Source organism: Acinetobacter sp. AB03 (genome assembly GCF_058107045.1).
Window position 1 is genome coordinate 841,216 of the sequence record NZ_JBUEBA010000002.1, and the last position, 20,195, is coordinate 861,410.

General features: G+C 42.0%; 16 protein-coding genes. 7 read left to right on the plus strand and 9 right to left on the minus strand.

Going from position 1 to position 20,195, the window contains the following annotated elements:
- Positions 1-41: 41 nt before the first annotated feature.
- The gene (locus ACY3FQ_RS04430; RefSeq protein WP_489773644.1) at positions 42-1,811 is read left to right on the plus strand and encodes an alkaline phosphatase D family protein; all 1,770 of its coding nucleotides are present in this window, start codon (positions 42-44) and stop codon (positions 1,809-1,811) included.
- 38 nt (positions 1,812-1,849) lie between these two features.
- Here ACY3FQ_RS04430 and ACY3FQ_RS04435 read toward each other — a convergent pair whose 3' ends face one another.
- Positions 1,850-2,578, minus strand: a complete 729-nt coding sequence (locus ACY3FQ_RS04435; protein ID WP_148825659.1) for a hypothetical protein — start codon at positions 2,576-2,578, stop codon at positions 1,850-1,852.
- A gap of 173 nt (positions 2,579-2,751) precedes the next feature.
- Between ACY3FQ_RS04435 and ACY3FQ_RS04440 the strand changes: the two genes are divergently transcribed.
- On the plus strand, positions 2,752-3,264 hold the full coding sequence (locus tag ACY3FQ_RS04440; protein WP_004982687.1) for a hypothetical protein: 513 nt from the start codon (positions 2,752-2,754) through the stop codon (positions 3,262-3,264).
- Between the two features lie 48 nt (positions 3,265-3,312).
- Here the strand turns inward: ACY3FQ_RS04440 and ACY3FQ_RS04445 are convergent, their stop codons facing one another.
- The 4 genes from ACY3FQ_RS04445 to ACY3FQ_RS04460 form a co-directional block, all read right to left on the minus strand.
- A complete protein-coding gene (locus ACY3FQ_RS04445; RefSeq protein ID WP_148825661.1) occupies positions 3,313-3,597 on the minus strand; it encodes a hypothetical protein in 285 nt (94 codons plus the stop codon).
- Positions 3,598-3,718: 121 nt separating this feature from the next.
- Positions 3,719-5,059 (minus strand): CitMHS family transporter, encoded by a 1,341-nt coding sequence (locus ACY3FQ_RS04450; RefSeq protein WP_004982682.1) that lies wholly within the window; start codon positions 5,057-5,059, stop codon positions 3,719-3,721.
- Between the two features lie 236 nt (positions 5,060-5,295).
- Positions 5,296-6,624, minus strand: a complete 1,329-nt coding sequence (gene paeA, locus ACY3FQ_RS04455) for a polyamine export protein PaeA (protein WP_010327265.1) — start codon at positions 6,622-6,624, stop codon at positions 5,296-5,298.
- A 128-nt stretch (positions 6,625-6,752) separates the two neighbouring features.
- On the minus strand, positions 6,753-7,742 hold the full coding sequence (locus tag ACY3FQ_RS04460; RefSeq protein ID WP_004982677.1) for a LysR family transcriptional regulator: 990 nt from the start codon (positions 7,740-7,742) through the stop codon (positions 6,753-6,755).
- A gap of 647 nt (positions 7,743-8,389) precedes the next feature.
- Here ACY3FQ_RS04460 and ACY3FQ_RS04465 point away from each other — a divergent pair.
- A complete protein-coding gene (locus ACY3FQ_RS04465; RefSeq protein ID WP_279691031.1) occupies positions 8,390-9,994 on the plus strand; it encodes an isocitrate lyase in 1,605 nt (534 codons plus the stop codon).
- Positions 9,995-10,097: 103 nt separating this feature from the next.
- Here the strand turns inward: ACY3FQ_RS04465 and ACY3FQ_RS04470 are convergent, their stop codons facing one another.
- Positions 10,098-10,472, minus strand: coding sequence for a diacylglycerol kinase (locus tag ACY3FQ_RS04470; protein ID WP_234964709.1), 375 nt, complete (start codon positions 10,470-10,472; stop codon positions 10,098-10,100).
- Between the two features lie 214 nt (positions 10,473-10,686).
- Positions 10,687-11,826: a glycerophosphodiester phosphodiesterase gene (locus ACY3FQ_RS04475; RefSeq protein WP_489773645.1), complete on the minus strand. Its 1,140-nt coding sequence runs from the start codon at positions 11,824-11,826 to the stop codon at positions 10,687-10,689.
- A gap of 263 nt (positions 11,827-12,089) precedes the next feature.
- Here ACY3FQ_RS04475 and ACY3FQ_RS04480 point away from each other — a divergent pair, with 263 nt between their 5' ends.
- From ACY3FQ_RS04480 to ACY3FQ_RS04495, 4 genes are all read left to right on the plus strand, one after another.
- Positions 12,090-15,182, plus strand: a complete 3,093-nt coding sequence (locus ACY3FQ_RS04480; RefSeq protein WP_279691036.1) for a multidrug efflux RND transporter permease subunit — start codon at positions 12,090-12,092, stop codon at positions 15,180-15,182.
- A 147-nt stretch (positions 15,183-15,329) separates the two neighbouring features.
- Entirely contained in the window at positions 15,330-16,676 is a 1,347-nt protein-coding gene (gene mgtE, locus ACY3FQ_RS04485; RefSeq protein ID WP_279691038.1) for a magnesium transporter, read from the plus strand.
- Between the two features lie 115 nt (positions 16,677-16,791).
- Positions 16,792-17,385 (plus strand): DUF4112 domain-containing protein, encoded by a 594-nt coding sequence (locus ACY3FQ_RS04490; protein ID WP_279691066.1) that lies wholly within the window; start codon positions 16,792-16,794, stop codon positions 17,383-17,385.
- Between the two features lie 6 nt (positions 17,386-17,391).
- Positions 17,392-17,757 carry a bleomycin resistance protein gene (locus ACY3FQ_RS04495; protein ID WP_279691041.1) on the plus strand — a complete coding sequence of 122 codons (366 nt, stop codon included), beginning with the start codon at positions 17,392-17,394 and terminating at the stop codon, positions 17,755-17,757.
- Between the two features lie 70 nt (positions 17,758-17,827).
- On the opposite strand, the gene htpX is transcribed toward ACY3FQ_RS04495, so the two are convergent.
- Together htpX and ACY3FQ_RS04505 are read right to left on the minus strand one after the other, a co-directional pair.
- Positions 17,828-18,733: a protease HtpX gene (gene htpX / locus ACY3FQ_RS04500; protein ID WP_279691046.1), complete on the minus strand. Its 906-nt coding sequence runs from the start codon at positions 18,731-18,733 to the stop codon at positions 17,828-17,830.
- A gap of 117 nt (positions 18,734-18,850) precedes the next feature.
- Entirely contained in the window at positions 18,851-19,723 is an 873-nt protein-coding gene (locus ACY3FQ_RS04505) for a lytic transglycosylase domain-containing protein (RefSeq protein WP_234963578.1), read from the minus strand.
- Between the last annotated feature and the right edge of the window lie 472 nt (positions 19,724-20,195).

A 20,195-nucleotide genomic window follows, 5' to 3' on the forward strand; every position in this document is an offset into this window, starting at 1 on the left:
TCGCATAAATTTCAAGTCCATATCGTCTTTAGGCAATCCACATGACAAAAAAAATGAACCGCCGAGAACTTATTCAAAAAACTTTGGCAGGATTTGGTGCTTTATCTTTACCTATTTCACTGACCGCTTGTGGTGATGACGCCGACTCAAACACACAGCCCAACACGCAAGTGCAATTTTTGCATGGGGTTGCCAGTGGTGATCCTTTACAAACTCAAATCATCATTTGGACACGTGTAACACCATCGGATAGCAGTGCGCGTTTAGAAGTGCAGTGGGATGTGGCAAAAGATGCAGACTTTAAACACATTACAGCAACAGGAAAGGTGCTGACCACGGCTGCACAAGATTTTACTGTGAAAGTGGATGTGACGGGACTTGCTGCGGGGCAAGTTTATTTCTACCGTTTTAAATCGGCGTCGACATATTCAACCACAGGGCAAACCAAAACTTTGGCAACGCAAGTACAGTCGGTACAGTTTGCCGTATGCTCATGTTCAAATTATCCAGCGGGTTATTTCCATGTTTATAAAGAAATTGCAAAACAGGATGTGGATGTTGTGATTCATTTGGGGGATTACATTTACGAATATGGTATGGGCGGATATGCAACGGAAGAGGCTGTAGAGATGGGGCGTGCACTGGCGGATGATAATAGCTTAGAAATTATTCGCTTAGATGACTATCGCAAACGTTATGCTTTATACCGACTAGATGCAGATTTGCAGGCCGCGCATCAACGTCATCCTTTTATTGTGATTTGGGATGACCATGAACTCGCAAATGATACATGGGAAAAGGGTGCTGAAAATCATCAGTCAGATACTGAAGGCGATTTCCTTGAACGTAAACTTGCGGCACTGGCGGCCTATTTTGAGTGGATGCCAATCCGTCCGCTTTCTGAAAAAGATTATTTGAATATTTATCGCCAGTTTAACTTTGGTAATTTAGTGCAGTTAAATATGTTGGATACGCGTATTCTAGCGCGGAGTAAACAGTTAGATTATGCAGATTATTTAACCGCATCGGGTTTGGATGCTGTGCGCTTTACTACAGATATGCAAGACCCAAATCGAACGTTACTGGGGTTGAATCAACGCGCATGGTTAACACAGCAACTTGCGAGCTCTAAAGCCACATGGCAAGTTTTGGGTCAGCAGGTGTTGATGAGCAAAATGCTTGTTCCAGCCGAGATGTTACAAGTGCTCAGTGCAATCAGTAGCGGCGCGGTGACTCCAGATGTTTTGGCGCAGGTGAATCAACTCATTAAAGAATTGGTGGAAATAAAACTTCGTTACTTAAATCATGATCCATCTTTAACAGTAGAGCAGTTGTCTCGTATTAAAACTGTGGTTCCTTACAATTTAGATGCATGGGATGGTTATGCGGTTGAAAGGGAGACGCTGTACGGCACACTGCAGTATTTAAATAAAAAAGTCGTGGTCTTGGCTGGTGATACACATAATGCATGGGCATCGGACTTACACGATTTAACAGGGCAATTTGTGGGTGTGGAGTTAGCGACAAGTTCAGTTTCTTCCCCTGGGTTGGAGAAATATTTGTCTATTCCAATGCAACAACTCCAAGAGTTTGAGTTTGCTTTTACAACCTTGATTGATGAGCTGAGTTATTGCAATTTAAATCAGCGCGGTTATTTGAAAGTCCGTTTTACCGCAGAGCAGGTGCAAGCGGATTGGATTTTCGTAGATAGTATTAAGCACAAAGAATACATCGTTGACGAAACTCGCTCGCATCAAGTGATATTAGACTCGACATTATTGCCAGTCAGTGCATTAAAACAAACGGCATAAAATGACCTTAGAAAAACCGAGCATCATTGCTCGGTTTTTTATAATTTTTCATCGATATAACTGTCGAGATCGATGTGCTTAATCTGCTTACAGTAAGCATGCTCATACTTCAGCAGTTGCACGTATAAATCTGCTTCACGCCCCAGCTGAAGTTTTCGTGCCTGATAATCTTCAGATTGATGGGAGCTAAAGCGTAATTGGAGTCGTGATTTGAGCGTTTGTTTATAGGCCCAAAAGCAGACACGTCTGAGTTGTTGTAACTGGTGATGTTCAACCGACTGGCTGTGGTCTCGAAATAAATTTTCTTTATAGAAGCGCACAAAACCAAAGTTCACACCAAAATAAAACAAGATCCACATCAGCAAACTGCTTTCAAGGAACATCAGATTTAGTCCACTTAAAAGAATCACTGTAGCGAGTTTGATGGGCGCATGGCGTTGCAGTTGATACAGGGAGTTTGATGAATGTTTAATTTGTTTAATGACACAAGGTAAGACCCACATCAGCACCAATAAAATACTGATAATGGCATAACTGTGACTTTGGAGCGGATCGAGATTCTCCAAGTGAGTTAAGTAAAAATCTTTCAGAATTAAGCTGATTGGAATAAAAATCATCACCGCCAAAACCCACGGAATAATTTCACGTTGGTCATCTAAAATACCGCGTGTTTTGATTTGACTATAAAGCAAGTAATTACGTTTAAATGCGGCAGGGTAAAGGGTCTCTAATTGTTGCAGTAACAGTTGAACTTGTTTGGATTGCATCGTCAAAAAAGAGCGTATGAGAAAAATAGCCTTTACTATAGTAGATTTGGAAGGGGATGGCTCAAAAAAATACGTGAAACAGAATATTCACAGAGAAAAGTACAACAATTTCGCTTTTTCACTCTGAATTATGCGAAAATGTCGGATTCAATTTTTTTGTCTAAGGGCAGTTCATGACTGATCATTCTCCTGAATCTTTAAGTGATATCGAAATTTTAGACATTTTGCAGTCTATGAAAGACGATGAGCTTGATACAGAGGCAAAAGAAGAGATTCGTAAGGGTGGTAAAGCTGGTCGTCAAGAAGCACATAAACTTGCGATTGTGGCTTTGAACCAATCTTTTGAAAGTAAGTTTGTTGAAGCTGTAGCTTTGGCGTTGGGCCTGAATGAAGGTCAAGCCAAAAAAATTCGCTATAAGAAAGACCGCATCCGTATTTTAAAAGTACGTGGGATTGATTACATGGCGATTGATGGTGCGGAAACAGCACAAGTCTTGTCACAAGTTGCACAAGCCATTGTACGGGAAGATGCGACCGTGACACATGATTTGCACAACATCTTCCCATTTTGGAAAGAAGGCTGGCCAATGGTTCAGTTTGACAGCGCATATAAAATTTTATCTGAAGATATTAGCATTCACTATCAAGCGACTTTAGATAAATTACTTGAATTGTATGGTCGTTAAGATCGCAGCACCAAAAGCACCTTCGGGTGCTTTTTTATGGGCTTCTATTTAACTATGGAAAATCCAAGACAGTAATAAGCTGATGGGCCAAATGAACAGTCGCCACCATGTAATCAGTGGATTCCAGAAATACTGTCCAAAAGACAGAGTCTCGTTAAAGCTTCGTTGCCCACGTTCATAAGCATAAGGTGTAATCCGCCATGCTAAAATCAGCAAAACAATCGCAGTTACGATCAGCAGCGTGTGGCTGTATTGGGCAAAATAATAATAAATCAGATAGAGCGCAGAATAAAAGAAAGTACATGCCAACACAGCGGGCAATGAAAAAGACATAAGCTTGACTCTATTGTATTGTTATATCAAGGCATTATAAATGAAAATACCCGATGTATCACATCGGGTATTTATCGGTTGTTGAGCTTAAGGTTCGTTATAATTCAGTGTAGGTATTTGATTAACCCAGTGTTGAGTAAAGTGGGAAAATACCAAAGATCATCGCTGTAACCAGCATCACTAAACAAGTAATCACCGCCCACTTGATGGTAAATTCTTGGTGTTCACCAAAGTTAATTCCTGCCAACCCACAGAGTAAGTAAGTCGATGGAACCAATGGGGACAGTAAGTGTACAGGTTGACCAACAATCGATGCACGAGCCATTTCCACAGGAGTGATACCATAGTGTCCGGCGGCTTCAGAGAGTACAGGCAGTACGCCAAAGTAGAAGGCATCGTTCGACATAAAGAAGGTCAGCGGCATACTAATCACAGCCGTAATTGGTGCTAAATACGGCCCCATACTTTCCGGAATAATGGCAACAAGTTCTTGAGACATGGCTTCAACCATACCTGTGCCCGACAAAATACCAGTAAAAATACCTGCCGCGAAAATAATCCCGACTACAGCTAAGGCACTAGCAGAGTGGTTACCAACCAAACGCTTTTGCATGTCTAAATCAGGATAGTTCACCACCAATGCAATGCACAGCGCCACCATGAACAGAATGGCCGCAGGTAAAACACCCATCACTAAGCAGACCATCAAGACCAAAGTCAGTAGTGCGTTAAACCATCTTAAGTGGGCACGGTTAGCTTCTGGTTCTTGCGAAATTTGAATACTGTCACCATGGCTAATATCTAATTCCACAATACCAATGCGTTTACGCTCCATACGGCCATACATAAAGCCGAGGAAGTATAACCAGCCAATTGCAACGAGCATTGGTAAAATCATCGGAACAAAGACATCGTTTGGATCGACATGTAATGCAGTTGCAGCACGTGCTGTTGGTCCACCCCATGGGGTTAAGTTCATGATTCCGCTCGCAAGCATCATTAGGCAGGCCATAATTAAAGGGCTCATACCAATACGCTTATACAGTGGTAGCATTGCGGCAACACAGATCATATAAGTGGTTGAACCGTCACCATCCAAGGAAACAATTAAAGTCAGCGTAATGGTGCCGAGGGTCACTTTTAAAGGATCGCCTTTAACCTGCTTTAAAATCCACTTCACTGAAGGGTCGAATAAACCCGTGTCGATCATAATTGCAAAATAAAGGATTGCGAAAAGAAGCATTACGCCCGTAGGAGCGAGCTTTTTAATGCCTTCCATCATCATATTGCCAAGTTCAGCAATATCAAATCCAGCAAGGTTGTCAACAAAGAGACTTAAAACATAAGTAAGTAATGCAAAAATGATAGGGATTAAAGTTAAAGCAACGAGAGCGCTCAGTCGTTTGGACATGATTAAGTACATGAAGCACATAATCATGCCTAAACCTAAAATGGTCAGCATGGATCAATCCTTTGAACGTGTTAAGTCTGTTTATTCATCAAGTGACAGCGATAGTATGCAATTCAGCATGATTTTTAAATGCTCTTAAACATATGTGATTTTTCATTCTATTTTTCTAATAAATAATATATATCTGTAAAGTATGGTTAAGATACTTATTTTGTATAACTTCATATGGTTAAATCTGAAGCAAAAAAAACCTTGCAGTTGCAAGGTTTTAATTTAAGGAGATGTTTCTATTCCTCGACTGTTTGGGTTGCAGGCTGTAGTGTTTCTTCAAGTAAGCGCGTCACTAAAAGTTGGTCAATCTTAAAATGATCGACATCAACCACTTCAAATTTAAAGCCTGCGTATTCTACGGTATCGGCAGGGCGTGGAATTTTGCGTAGACGGTACATCATAAAACCAGCCAAGGTTTCATAATTTTCTTCATCTGGCATTTCATCAATAGCTAGTGCATGCTTCATGTCTTCAATCGGCGTGCTGCCATCAATCAGCCATGAATTATTATCACGTTTAATGATCTGTTGTTCGGCTTCAATTGGAGTAACCCAGTCGCCCATGACCGTAATCATAATGTCTGACAGGGTGATGACGCCCACGACCAAAGCATATTCATTAATCACAACAGCAAACTTTTCTTTGGTGGAGCGGAAACGGTCTAATAACTCAGACAAGGTTAATGTGTCTGGAATGGTGAGAACATTACGAATGGTGCTTTCATTGAGTTGTAGTAAAGATTGATTATTCAGAATACGGACCAGAATGTCTTTGGCATCGACATAGCCAATTACATCGTCAATATTTTCACTACAGACTAAGAACTTAGAATAAGGATATTCAGCCAATTTTTGACGAATGCTGGCTTCGGATTCATTTAAAGTAAAATACACCACGTTTTCACGCGTGGTCATACTTGAAGGTACATTCCGCTCTTCAAGTTCAAATACGTTTTCAATGAAATGATGTTCTTGCTTTTGTAGCACCCCAGCTTGCGCACCCGCATCCATCACTGCAGAAATGTCATCAAAGGTAATGTTGTCATCACGTGTGGTATTCACTTTAAACAGGCGGAATAACAAGTTGGCAAGGGCATTAATAATCCAAGCCAAAGGTTTGCAGACCTTAATAAATACCTGAATGGGGTTAATCACCGCAATAGAGATTTTCTCTGGGGCAATCATGGCCAAACGTTTTGGCATGAGGTCGGCAAACAAAATAAATAGCGAGGTGACTAAAGTGAAAGATAGCGCAAAGCTAATAGTTTCAGACCAGGGGCCAGTATAAAAACGAGAAACAAAGCTCATGAAGTAAGGACGAAAAGCCCCTTCACCTAAAATACCGCCCAAGATCGCCACTGCGTTTAAGCCAATTTGTGAAGCGGCAAAGAAGTCAGCAGAATTTTCTTGTAAATTCAAAACTTTCTGTGCGCGATCATCGCCCGACTCAGCCAAGATTTTCAGCTTGACCTTACGTGCTCCTGCCAGTGCAATTTCTGTCAGAGACAAGAAACCCGCCCCAGCAATCAGGACTAGAATGATAACTATGTTTTGAAAAAGGCTCACGGAATCCACCTGTGATTCATCGTTATTATGAATATTTTTAACACAAAAAATAAAGACAGTAATCACTTACTGTCTTCTATCATACCTGAGTTATTGGTATGAAAATGAATTATTTAGAGCTTGAATGCTTAATAATGTGAGAATTGCGAGTTATTGCCTAAAAACTCACGATTTTCTTCCTCAATCATTTGACGTGCCACATACAAAATCAGCTGTCTGAGCCAGCGATGTGCAGGATGGTGATGTAACAGTGGACACCATGCCATTTTCAACTCAAATTCTGGAATATAAAAAGGTGGGTCTTTAATCAGGAGGTTTTGACTTTTGGCTTGCAAGCGTGCAATACGGGTCGGTAAAGTCGCGATCAAGTCTACATTTGAAGCCAATAGTGCAGGCATTTGATAATGTCGAGTGAAGACCGAAATTTTACGTTTTTGGCCAATACGCTCTAAAGCTTGATCAATCCAACCTAGACCTGCTTGTTTTTCAGGGTTAACGCCGAAACCAACGCCCATACCTGTTTTAGAGACCCAAATATGCTGTGCATCGAGGTAACTTTTTAGGTTTAAATTGCTGGCAGCAGGGTGTTTACCATTGAGCAAACATGAAAAACTGTCACGCCAGACTAAAACTTGGTGGAAGCTTTGTGGAATTTCATTGAAACGGTTAATCGCAAGATCAACTTTACCTTGTTCCATATCACGATATGACACATCACTTGGGGTTAAGAAGTCTAAGACCACATTGGGAGCTTCTGAACGCAGTGCTTTAACGAGGCGGGGAACTAAGGTGGCTTCGGCATAGTCCGAAGTCATAATACGGAAAACACGATTTGAGGTATAAGGACGGAACTCGGTACGAGGTTCCAAAATCATGGAGAGATCAGAAAGAGCGTCACGTATGCGGGGTTGTAATTCTAAAGCCCGTTCGGTTGGTGTCATACCTTCAGAAGAGCGAATTAGCAGAGGATCATTAAATAAGTTACGAAGACGACGTAGAATATTACTCATTGCTGGTTGGGTGACACCCAATTGTTCAGCTGCTCGGGTTACATTTTTTTCGCGTAAAAGTACGTCCAAGTAAATTAAGAGGTTTAGATCAACCCGCTCCAGATTCATAAAATAAATACCGAGAATAAAATCATGAAATTATTTGCATTATGCCATAAGCCATCGGGCTTGTGTAATAAACTGACGAAAAAAAAAGCATCGGGTTGGATAAAGAACACCCCCTTCATTTTCTCAGAAAATGGGTTTTTATGCTTAAAAATAGAGGGACTATCAGCCCAAAACAATGTTTTAAAGTGCGTAAATTGAGTCTCAGATTATCGCCTAGAAAATGGCTTAATCTTGCTTGTTGTTGGTGGAATAAAAGCGTGATAAATACTCTTTTTACTGAATATTGAACTATTGTCATTTCGGTCAAATTAAGTATTGATTTTCAGTTTAAACTCTTTTTTTCAACGGCTGAGACTTAAGTCTAATGAAGAAATATTCGACAAAGTGTGTATTTTTTAGGTTCATTCTATTTTATTTAAATTTAATAATAACAAATACTTGTTTTGGATATGTCGAAATATAATTAGACTTTTATCTATATATTTTTTAAATAAATACTGAAAATTAATGCAGAATATTGGATTAATTTTTTCTGTCAATCTAATCTGTATTCATCGCAACGAAGCGCTCTAAATCTAAGCAAAAGCTTGAGGGTCTGATTTTAGCTTTTCGTTGAAGAAAATCCTAATATTATTACAGGAAATATCATGACTACATATCAAACAGCGATTGATGCAATCCGCGAATTAAAAGCAAAATTCGGTAGCACTTGGGCAGACATCAGTCCTGAAGATGCTGCGCGTATGCAACTTCAAAACCGTTTCAAAACTGGTTTAGACATTGCGAAATATACAGCGGCAATTATGCGTCGTGATATGGCTGCTTATGATGCAGACTCTAGCAAATACACTCAATCACTAGGTTGCTGGCACGGTTTCATCGCGCAACAAAAAATGATTGCGAACAAAAAATACTTCGGTACAACTGAACGTCGCTACATCTACCTTTCTGGTTGGATGGTTGCAGCGCTTCGTTCAGAATTCGGTCCACTTCCTGACCAATCTATGCACGAAAAAACGTCTGTTCCTGCATTGATCGAAGAAATCTACACATTCTTACGTCAAGCTGACGCGAAAGAATTAAACGACTTGTTCCGTGCACTTAAAAAAGCACAAGAAGCGGGCGACACTGCTAAAGCAGCTGAAATCACTTCACAAATCGACAACTTCCAAACTCACGTTGTGCCAATTATTGCGGACATCGACGCTGGTTTCGGTAACGAAGAAGCAACTTACTTACTTGCTAAGAAAATGATCGAAGCGGGTGCTTGTGCACTACAAATCGAAAACCAGGTTTCTGACGCGAAACAATGTGGTCACCAAGCTGGTAAAGTAACAGTTCCACACGAAGACTTCATCGCGAAAATCCACGCGCTTCGCTATGCATTCCTAGAAATGGGTCTTGACGACGGTATCATCGTTGCACGTACTGACTCTGAAGGCGCTGACTTGACTCAAAAAATCCCAGTGGTTAAAGAGCCAGGCGACATCGCTTCTCAATACATCAGCTACTTAGACACAACTGAAATCGACATTTCAGAAGCTCAAGAAGACGAAATCCTGATCAAGCGTGATGGTAAACTTCACCGTCCTAAACGTCTTGCTTCTGGTCTATACCAGTTCCGTGAAGGCACGCAAATCGACCGCGTTGTACTTGACTGTGTAACTAGCCTACAAAACGGTGCTGACCTTCTTTGGATCGAAACTGCGACTCCAAACGTTGCTGAAATCGCTCACATGGTTAACCGTGTACGTGAAACAGTTCCAAATGCGAAACTTGTTTATAACAACTCGCCTTCGTTCAACTGGACTTTAAACTTCCGTCAACAAGCATATGACCGTTGGGTTGCTGAAGGTAAAGACGTTTCTGCTTACGACCGTGCTAAGTTGATGAGCGCTGAGTACGATGCAACTGAACTGGCTGCTGAAGCTGACGAAAAAGTTCGTACATTCCAGGCTGATGCTGCTCGTGAAGCGGGTGTGTTCCATCACTTGATCACACTTCCGACTTACCACACAGCTGCGCTTTCTACTCATGAGCTTGCTCAAGGTTACTTCGGTACTGAAGGTATGTTGGCTTATGTTGCTGGCGTACAACGTAAAGAAATCCGTGGTGGTATCGCTTGTGTTAAACACCAAGCAATGGCGGGTTCTGACATCGGTGATGATCACAAAGAAATCTTCTCTGGTGACAACGCTCTTAAAGCGCACGATGATGCTAAAAACACAATGAACCAATTCGCTGCTCACTAAGCACTGAACTGATTCAAAAGAAAACCCTGCGAAAGCAGGGTTTTTTTATGACTTAATTTTAAGCTTGTTGAACAGCTTGAGTGTGAAATATTGAACAAAAATGTTAAGGCATCAGAATCAGTAGCCAAACAATAAAGATAATACTTAAAGAAACAAACTGTGCAGCACTGCCCATGTCTTTGGCATTTTTTGAAAGCTCATGTCGCTCAAGTGAAATACGATCCACAATCGCCTCAATCGCTGAGTTGAATAACTCAACAATAATTGCAAGTAAACAGACGGCTACCATGAGGGCTTGTTCTAAGCGACTGACATCACAGAAAAAACTTGTTGGAATCAGAATCAGGTTAATCAACAGGACTTGGCGAAAAGCAGCTTCGTGCGCAAATGCGGCCTTAAAACCTGAAATAGAATAATGTGTTGCATTAAAAATACGTCTAAAACCTGACTTGCCTTTGAGTGGGGAATATTGGCTCATACCATCAACCATTTTAAAATTTCAGCCACAATACATGATCTATATTAAAAGTCACTTAATTATAGTATTCAAAAAGTGCTTAATCTATGTATACCTAAAATAAGAGAAAAGAGATTAAAAAGCCTGCTTTTTAATCTCTATAGTTAAAGGGTGGATATGGGTTGGAAGTAAACGAGATGCTCAGTTGTCTGGTTTGCTTCGTAGATGATCTATTCTATTTTTTCAAAAAAGCATCGGCGGCTTGACGACCTAAAGCGGGATCATCGGTAAAGACACCATCCACTCCCGCTTTAAATAAAATCTCAAACTCTGCCAGTGCTCCTTTTTCGCACTTTTCAGCGGCAATGGCGCTACAGTCTAAATAGTCTGGCAAGAAATTGTTTTCAGGGCGTAGGGTATAAGGATGTACTTTTAAGCCCACTGCGTGTGCATCGTTCACAAAACTGGTCGGGGTCGCCGGCTGAGTATTCGGCACGATATAGGTTTTACTTGGCCCAACACCATGCGCATAACTTGCGACATCTTTTAGCCCTTGAGGTGTTGCCATATCACTATAGCGGAGTGTTGATTTGGCAAGCACAGCATCGGCAGGTTGTTCGGACTTGCCGCCATAGAGTTGAATAATTTTGGCATGTCGAATCGATTTTAATTGATCCAACTGTTGACGCATCTGTTTTAAGTTGCTGACTTCAAACGACTGGATATAGACTGGTGCAATGTCACGACTATAGGTGTGTTTGGCCAACGTGGTTAATAGAAGTTGCTCCATGGCTAAATTAAGACCTTGGAAATAGCTGGGATGTTTGGTTTCGATATACAGGCCCACAATTTTTCCTGTCTTTTTATAGTGCGCATCTACGAGTTCAATAATTTCATCTAAAGTGGGTAGATCAAATTGATCATTATATCGGACATTTGCTGGACGAATCTCTGGAATACGTTCTCGCGCCTTCAGTTGCTTTAACTCGTTTAAAGTAAAGTCTTCAGTAAACCAACCTGTGTAAGTCACGCCATCAACGACTTTACTGGTCTTCCGTTCTGCAAACTGCGGTAAGCTGCTGACATTGGAGGTTCCTCCGATTTCATTTTCATGGCGAGCGATTAAATAACCGTCTAGAGTTGGCACCAAATCAGGCTCAATAAAATCTGCACCATCATCAATCGCTTTTTGATAAGCGGCTAAGGTGTGTTCAGGGCGTAACGCGCTGGCGCCGCGATGTCCAATAATGAGGAATTCAGGCTCAATGTATTCGGCGTTGTTTAGGGGCGGCTGGGACGCTGCATTGTCTTTCTCATCATGATGACAGCCCAATAAGCCTAAAAAAATAAAACTCAATAATGTTCTTTTTAACATGTGTTCCTCAACATTTTATTGTGGTGTTGCGGACTCAGTGTTCAATTTTAAATTTTAATATCTCAGATCAATGACAAATTGCGAAAAATTACAGGATGTCATCAATTGGTCAAAAAGCTTTCTTCATAGTTTCTTCATATTTAGCTCTAATGTTCTATTTCATGTTGTTAAGTCTTGTTTTTTAATGATTCGTCATAGAAGATCAGGCATAAAGTGATACCAGTTTCTAGATCTAGCCTCAGACCCAAGAGTACCGCAGACCCATGCTGTCTAAATTTTTTATTCATCGTCCAATTTTTGCTGGTGTGCTGGCGATTATCGTGATGGCATTTGGTTTATTTGCCACCTTTCAGTTGCCTGTAGAGCGCTACCCCGATATTGCACCTCCGCGAATTACGGTGAGTGCAACATATACAGGCGCGTCGGCAGAGACGGTGGAGGAGAGCGTTACTCAGGTTTTAGAACAGCAAATTAAAGGGATTGATCATTTACTGTATTTTAGTTCGAGCAGTGACTCGAATGGCCGTAGTCGAATCAGCATTAGTTTTGAAAATGGTACCGACCCAGATACCGCTCAGGTTCAAGTACAAAATGCCATCAATGGGGTGATTAACCGTTTACCAGAAGATGTACAGCGTCAAGGGGTCAATGTCTATAAGTCGCTTGGCGATACACATATGGTGATAGGCCTATATGACCAAACAGGTAAAAGCAGCAATATTGCACTTTCTGATTATATGATGACGCATTTGGAGCAAGATTTAGCCCGTATTGATGGAGTTGGTGAGGTTGATGTTTTTGGTGCACAGTATGCCATGCGCTTATGGCTGAATCCGCATAAACTGCGCCAATATGGACTGATGCCAAGCGATATTCGTGCGGCGGTTGAAGCGCAAAACACGCAAGTGGCCGCAGGGGCAATTGGCGAGTTACCCAACCTGTCAGACCAATATTTAAATGCCAAAGTTACTTCAGGTACACGTCTAAAAACCGTTGAAGAATTTGAAAACATCATTGTTAAATCGACCCGCGATGGCAGTTTTATTTATTTAAAAGACGTCGCACGGGTGGAACTAGGCGCGGAAAATTACCAGTCATTTAATACCATTAATGGTTTTCCTTCAGCGGGGATGGGCATTTCACTGTCTTCAGGTGCCAATGCCTTAGCGACGTCTGCATTGATTAAGCAAGAGGTTGCCCGTTTATCTTCTAAACTACCTGAAGGCTATCAAATTGTTTATCCACGTGATAACACGCCTTTTGTGCAAGAGTCGATTAAGGAAGTGGTCAAAACACTGTTTGAAGCAGTGCTTTTGGTGATTGTGGTCATGTTTGTCTTTTTGCAAAATTGGCGTGCAACGCTGATACCGACCATCACTGTGCCTGTTGTAATTTTGGGCACACTTGCCATTCTGTATGTGCTCGGGATGAGTATCAATACCTTAACCTTATTTGCATTGGTCTTAGCGATCGGGCTTTTGGTGGATGATGCGATTGTGGTGGTGGAAAATGTTGAGCGGCTGATGCATGAACAGCAGATGAGTGCTCAACAAGCCTCGATTGCATCGATGCAGGAAATCAGTGGGGCATTGATTGGGATTACTTTGGTGTTAACCGCAGTGTTTATTCCCATGGCCTTTTTCGGTGGTTCGACAGGAGTGATCTACCGTCAGTTTTCAATGACCTTAGTTGCTGCCATGGCGCTATCGCTGCTGGTCGCATTGATATTGACGCCCGCGTTGTGCGCCTTAATTTTAAAACCCAATGATAAATCTGCACGATGGGCAACTTGGTTTAATCTGAAGTTGGATCAGTTAAAACAGCGTTATTTAAAGTTGAGTACGCAGACCATTCAGCACAGTAAAATCATGCTGGTGGTTTTTGTGGCGTTGATTGCCGTCTTTGCGCTGTTTTATCGGGCTTTGCCGACCAGTTTTATTCCCAGTGAAGATCAGGGCATTTTAAGTGTTCAGTTTAAACTGGCCGATGGTGCACCACTGAGTCAAAGCCGTGTAGTGGGAGAAGAAATTCGCCAATACTTTTTAGATAAAGAACAGGCCAATATCAATTTAGTGATGATCCGCTATGGTCGTAATTTCTCGGGGACGGGACAAAATTTAGGTCAAGGTTTTATTGCGCTGAAACATTGGGATGAACGTAAGGGGAAAGAGAACTCCGCACAAGCGATTCGAGAACGGGCGATTGCTCATTTTAGATCGCATCGAAATGCACAAATTAATGTAAATATGCCGTCTTCAGTCAGTGGCTTAGGGCAAACCGATGGCATGGAGTTTTGGATACGTGATATCAATGGCGAAGGTCGTGCATATTTAGAAGCACAGTTCAAAACTTTGCAGGAAGCATCCAAGCAGTATTTTAGTTTTAGCAATTTAGATAAACGTTCTAACCCAGATAAAGCCGAACTCAAAGTGGATGTGAACCAAAAGCAAGCTTTGGCCAATGGACTCAGCCAGACCGCCATTAATAGCACTTTATCCAGTGCTTGGGGAGGAAGTTATATCAATGACTTTATTGACCGTGGTCGGATTAAACGGGTAATTATGCAAGGGGATGCCGAGTTTCGTTCAAAACCTGATGACCTTCAAGCATGGACGGTACGTAATGATTTGAACCAAATGATTCCTTTTACAAATTTTGCCCAAGTGTCTTGGAGTGGAGGCCCTGAGGTGGTGAATCGCTTTATGGGCTATACCGCATTAGAAATGGAAGCGGATACAGCACAAAATGTCAGTTCGGGACAAGCCATGCAAGACGTACAAGATATGGTACGAGGGCATGATGGTATTGATCTGGCATGGAGTGGATTATCGTTCGAGGAAAACCAGTCCAATAACCAAGCATTATTGCTGTATTTGGTCTCCATAGGCTTTATCTTTTTATGCCTTGCTGCACTTTATGAAAGTTGGAGTATTCCAACGGTAGTCATGAGTGCGATTCCATTAGGTATCGGTGGGAATATTCTGTTCAGTTATCTGACGGGTTTTCCGAATGATATTTACTTCCAGATTGCCTTGCTGACCACAATTGGTCTGTCCTGTAAAAATGCGATTTTAATTGTGGAATTTGCTTCACTGGCGCAGCAAAAAGGCCAAACCGCAATTGAAGCTGCCTTGGAAGGAGCAAGCTTACGTCTACGCCCGATTTTAATGACGTCTTTGGCTTTTGGCGCGGGTGTTACACCTCTGGTCTTTGCCTTTGGTGCAGGGGCCGCAAGTCGTCAGGAAATTGGGGTGAGTGTACTCGGTGGCGTGATTTTTGGCACAGTATTGGTGTTGCTATTTATTCCTTTAATGTATGTCTTGGTTCGCCGTGTGTTTCATGGACGAACACCTTAGGACGAAGTCTAAGATCGAATCTGAAACATTCGTGTGCAGTATGAATAAGCAAAGCGAATCTTTAAGTCATGCAGGCTGAAAGGCCTGACATTTAAAGATCCTTTGCTATACTCGTACAGATAAAGAAGAACAATATTTGAGTGGTGTATGCCAAATCCGTCATTTTCACAGCAAGATTTCCAAGAGCAATTAAATCAGCCCGATAACCATGCTTTTATCCAAAGTCTGAAACAGTACAGTACTGCGGATTTGGCTGATATTTTAATGGCCCTGCCTATAAATGACCAAATTCGGCTATTGGAACAATTACCACAAGCCAGTTATGTCTTTGAGTTTTTAGCATTAACCGAGCAGCAGCAGCTAGCAGCGCAATTGCCTCAGGCTTTGCTGGTGAAGCTACTAGCTCATATGCATTCGGATGACCGCACCGATTTATTTCAAAGCTTAGCGCAGGACGTTCAAGGTCATATTTTTCCGCAGTTAGATACGCATGTTCAAGCTCAGCTGAATGATTTAATGCACTATCCAGCTGAGTCTGCGGGTGCAATTATGAGCACCGAGGTCATTACGGTACATGCCGAAATGACCATGCAACAGGCGATTCAACATATACGACAGCATGCAGCGGAAAGTGAAACTTTATATCTCATCTATGTGACCGATGCCTCGCGTTATTTACACGGTGTGATTTCGCTGCGGCAAATTATTCAGTCTCCGCCTGAGCAATTGATTGGACAGGTTATGACCAGCCATGTCATTACGGGTTTAGTCAGTGAGGATCAGGAAAGTATTGCACAGAAACTGGCTCATTATGATTTTATGGCTTTGCCCATTGTCGATGAGCAGCAGCGTCTATTGGGGATTGTGACTTATGACGATGCAATGGATGTGGTGCAACAAGAAACCACAGAAGATATTCTAAAAAGTAGTGCGGTTGCGGCCAGTCCGCAGATGAGTATTAAAACGGCTCCAATCCTCTTACTGTATCAGAAGCGGGTGTTTTGGTTGGTGTTTCTGGTTTTTGGCAGTTTACTCTCGGGGCTAGGAATTGCACACTTTGAAGACTTGATTGCGGCACATATCGTTTTGGTATTTTTCCTTCCTTTACTGGTGGGAAGTGGGGGAAATGCGGGGTCACAGTCCGCCACTTTAATGGTACGTGCACTGGCAACTGGCGACGTACATTTTAAAGACTGGTTTTATTTGCTAGGGCGTGAAAGTCTGGTTGCGCTGTGCTTGGGTGGAACCATGGCAACGGCAGTCTCCATTTTGGGCTATTTCCGTGGGGATATTCTGGTCGCTGTAGTATTGGCACTGAGTATGATGGGTATTGTGTTGATGGGTTGTCTGATTGGTATGAGTCTGCCGTTTATCTTAAACCGCATGAAACTCGACCCAGCCAGTGCATCTGCACCTTTGGTCACTTCAATTTGTGATGCGTCAGGCGTGGTGGTATACCTGCTGATTGCGTCGCAAATTCTGACCTTGTCTTAAGCTAATAAGTAATTGTTTCAACACAAAGTTAGCACAGAAAAAAGTCATAAAAACCAGCATAATTCAGTGGTTTTATGATGTTAATGTGGTTGAAATGATGGAGGTCAGTAACACCATGCCTGAACCCTTAGAACAAAAAAAAATGAGCCAGCAAGATGTCATTCGTTTAGAGCGTGATTTGGCCAAATATGCCAATATGATGGATTCTGTGGTGCGTATCCCATTCACCAAGCAGGGAGTCGGTGCCGATGCCGCATTGAGTACTGTTCCGATTGCTGGGGATATCGCTGGTTTTGCCCTAACGTGTTATGCCATTTATAAAGCCAAGCAAATTGGTGTACCGCAAGAAAAATTGAGCCCTGTATTGAAGCTGGCTATGCTTGACGCCGTCGTCGGTTTTATCCCTGTGTTAGGGACATTGTTTGATATTTTTATACGTCCGAGTCGTAAAGCACTGGATGTGGTTCATGACCATATTCGGGAAGAATACCAAATCCATTCAGAGCATCATGTGACGCATCCTTTTCTTCATGAAAAATTGGAAAAGAAACAGCAGCAATCCGCATTTTGGCGAAATCCAGTAGCGGCATGGCTTTGGCTACACATCCCCGATTTGTCTGGCCTGATCTTTTTAGTGTGTTTTATGGGCTTATTGTGGTGGGGGGGCAGTGCGATGTGGCATTGGTTACAGGGACTAAACTTAGGATAGCCGCTGATGAAATTTGAAGGTCAAATTACGGCGAATTTGCCAGCGATTGATTTAGCGCGCACCGCTTCATTTTACCAAGGCTTGGGCTTTAATCTGGTTTATCAGTCCGCAGAGTGGATGATTCTGCGTTTGGGCGAAATGACACTGGAATTTTTCCATCATCCGCATTTAGACCCAAATAGTTCATGGCATAGTGCCTGTATTCGCGTAGCGGAAATTCAACCCTATTATGAATACTGGTCTAAAGTGAATTGGTCGTTGTGGGAAAGCGCTCGTATGACCGATATTCAGGATTTTGATGAGATCCGCCAGTTTTGCATCATTGACCCAAATAGCAGTTTATTGCGCTGTATCCAAGTGACGATTAAATGAAAATGTTCTTATGCCGAGTCACAAAAAAGCCTCCAATTGGAGGCTTTTTAAAATCTTGTGAACAAATTGTTTATGGACAATCGAGTTGTTGTAAAGCAGCAACACGTTGTTCAATCGTTGGGTGGGTTTGGAACAAAGCAGCTAAACTAAAGCCTTGTTCTTGACCTGCCGCGATCGCAAACGCTTTCATTTCTTTAGGCATCGCATCTGGAAGTTGTGACTCCGCTTGTAAACGCAACAAGGCAGAAATCATTGCTTGTTTGCCTGCAAGACGCGCGCCTGCTTCATCTGCACGATATTCGCGGTAGCGGGAGAACCACATCACGATTGCAGAAGCTAAAATACCAAAGACAATATCAAGCACGATGGTAATGGCAAAATAAGCTAAACCTGGTGCTTCACCTTCTTCACGACCAAAGACATTACGATCAATGAAATCACCTGCGACACGTGCAAAGAACATCACAAAGGCGTTCACGACACCTTGAACGAGTGCCAAAGTCACCATGTCACCATTGGCAACGTGACCAATTTCGTGAGCCAAGACTGCACGAAGCTCGTCTTTATTCATACGCTCAAGTAAGCCGGTAGAAACTGCAACTAATGCATCGTTCTTGTTCCAACCTGTAGCAAAAGCATTAGATTGGTAAGACGGGAAAATACCGACTTCTGGCATTTTAATACCAGAACGTTGCGCCAATTGAGCGACTTCTTGTAACAACCATACTTCAGCTTGGTTGCGCGGGGCATTTGGGTCAATTAACTCTGTACCAGTTGTTTTTTTCGCCATCCATTTTGACATGAATAGAGAAATCATTGAGCCAACCATACCAAAGACAAAACAGATAACCAGTAGGTTACCTAGATTTAAGCCACCCGCGCCATGGTAACTACCGACACCGAAGAGTGACAAGATAATGCCAGCTACAACCAGTACCGCGAGGTTGGTTAGCAAGAACAAACCAATCCGCATCATTGAGAAAATCCTCTTATAATAAAAAAATAATCTGATTTATAAATCGAAAATCATTGCTCTCAATATGAGGTGAAATTCTTCAAAATTCAAGAAAAAATAATAAAACTGCTATAAAAATTATTCTGAAATTTGAATGCGGGCAGAGGCGGTTGCATTGGCCGTGGCATAGGAACCCGGCGCATCAGTAAAACTGCCATCGGCTGCGAGGATAATTTGACGTGAAGATGCGCTACGACTCACACTGAGTTGCGTGCTTGGGGAAGAGTCTGAATCGTAATGTGCAGATTGGGCAATGACTTGAGCATTGGCCGGTGTGCTATTTGAGCCTGCAGAAATGTTAATCCCGCCCGCATATAGATTGCTATAACGGCTACTCACGCGGCGAACATAGTCTTGAGTTTCACGGAAGGGTGGAATACCGCCGTACTTTTGTACATTGCCTTCGCCAGCATTGTAGCCTGCAAGCGCAAGACTGGTGTTGCCGTTAAAGCGTTTCATCAGCCATGCCAAATACTTGGCACCTGCATTTATGTTCTGCTGTGGATCATATGCATTAGAGACATTAAAGCGCCGTGCTGTCGCAGGCATGAGTTGCATAAGACCCTGAGCCCCAACAGGTGAGCGTGCATTCACATTAAAGCCGGATTCGGTATGCATGACCGCTTTAATTAAGCCTTCAGAAACGCCGTGGGTTTGAGCCGCTTGGCGAATAATGTGGTCAAAAGCATTTTTGTTACGACTATAACTGGGCAATACGGAAGATTCAGAAGCCCCCCAGTTACTATAACTGTGGATATTACTGTCTGGATAATAGGTTTTCTTTTCGACTTTTAAGTTGCTATAACGACTTTGTTTATTGGTTAACAAGGTCGTGCCGTTGGAATCTCTCAATTGGTAGATGGTTTGACCCGCGTAACAATCTAGTGCCATGAACGAAATCGTCATACACCCCAAAACGTAAAAACGACTCAAAAGCAGCTTATTTTTCATTATCTATTATTAATCGTAAAAAAATCGATTTCAGTGACTAGAAATGAGTTTAGCAAAAAAAGAACCGTCTGAAACTATTTTAAGTTCAAAAAATCCATCTCTTTGTAAAAATCAAGTCAAATTGTTGAGCAAGTAATCAAAAAAAATAATTAATTTATTTTTAATGAGGATTGCTTGACTGGGCTAAGTTGTTGAAATTTAATGGTAAATAAATTGATCAAAAAATGATCAATTTAAATAGAAGCCTTAAAGAGTGGGGGGAACACCCTGTCAAGTCGATTAGAATCCACAAAGTTATCCCCAGCTTTTGTGGAAAAATGTGGAAAAGTCCAAAACATAAGCAGTTCAGCTAAAATATGAACGCAATCGTTCAAAGTTAAACCTATTTCAATACATGAATATGACAGCAATGACAATTCATGAGAATTTACATTCTTTAGGTGCGAGATGGCTGTGAATCGGATAAAATTGC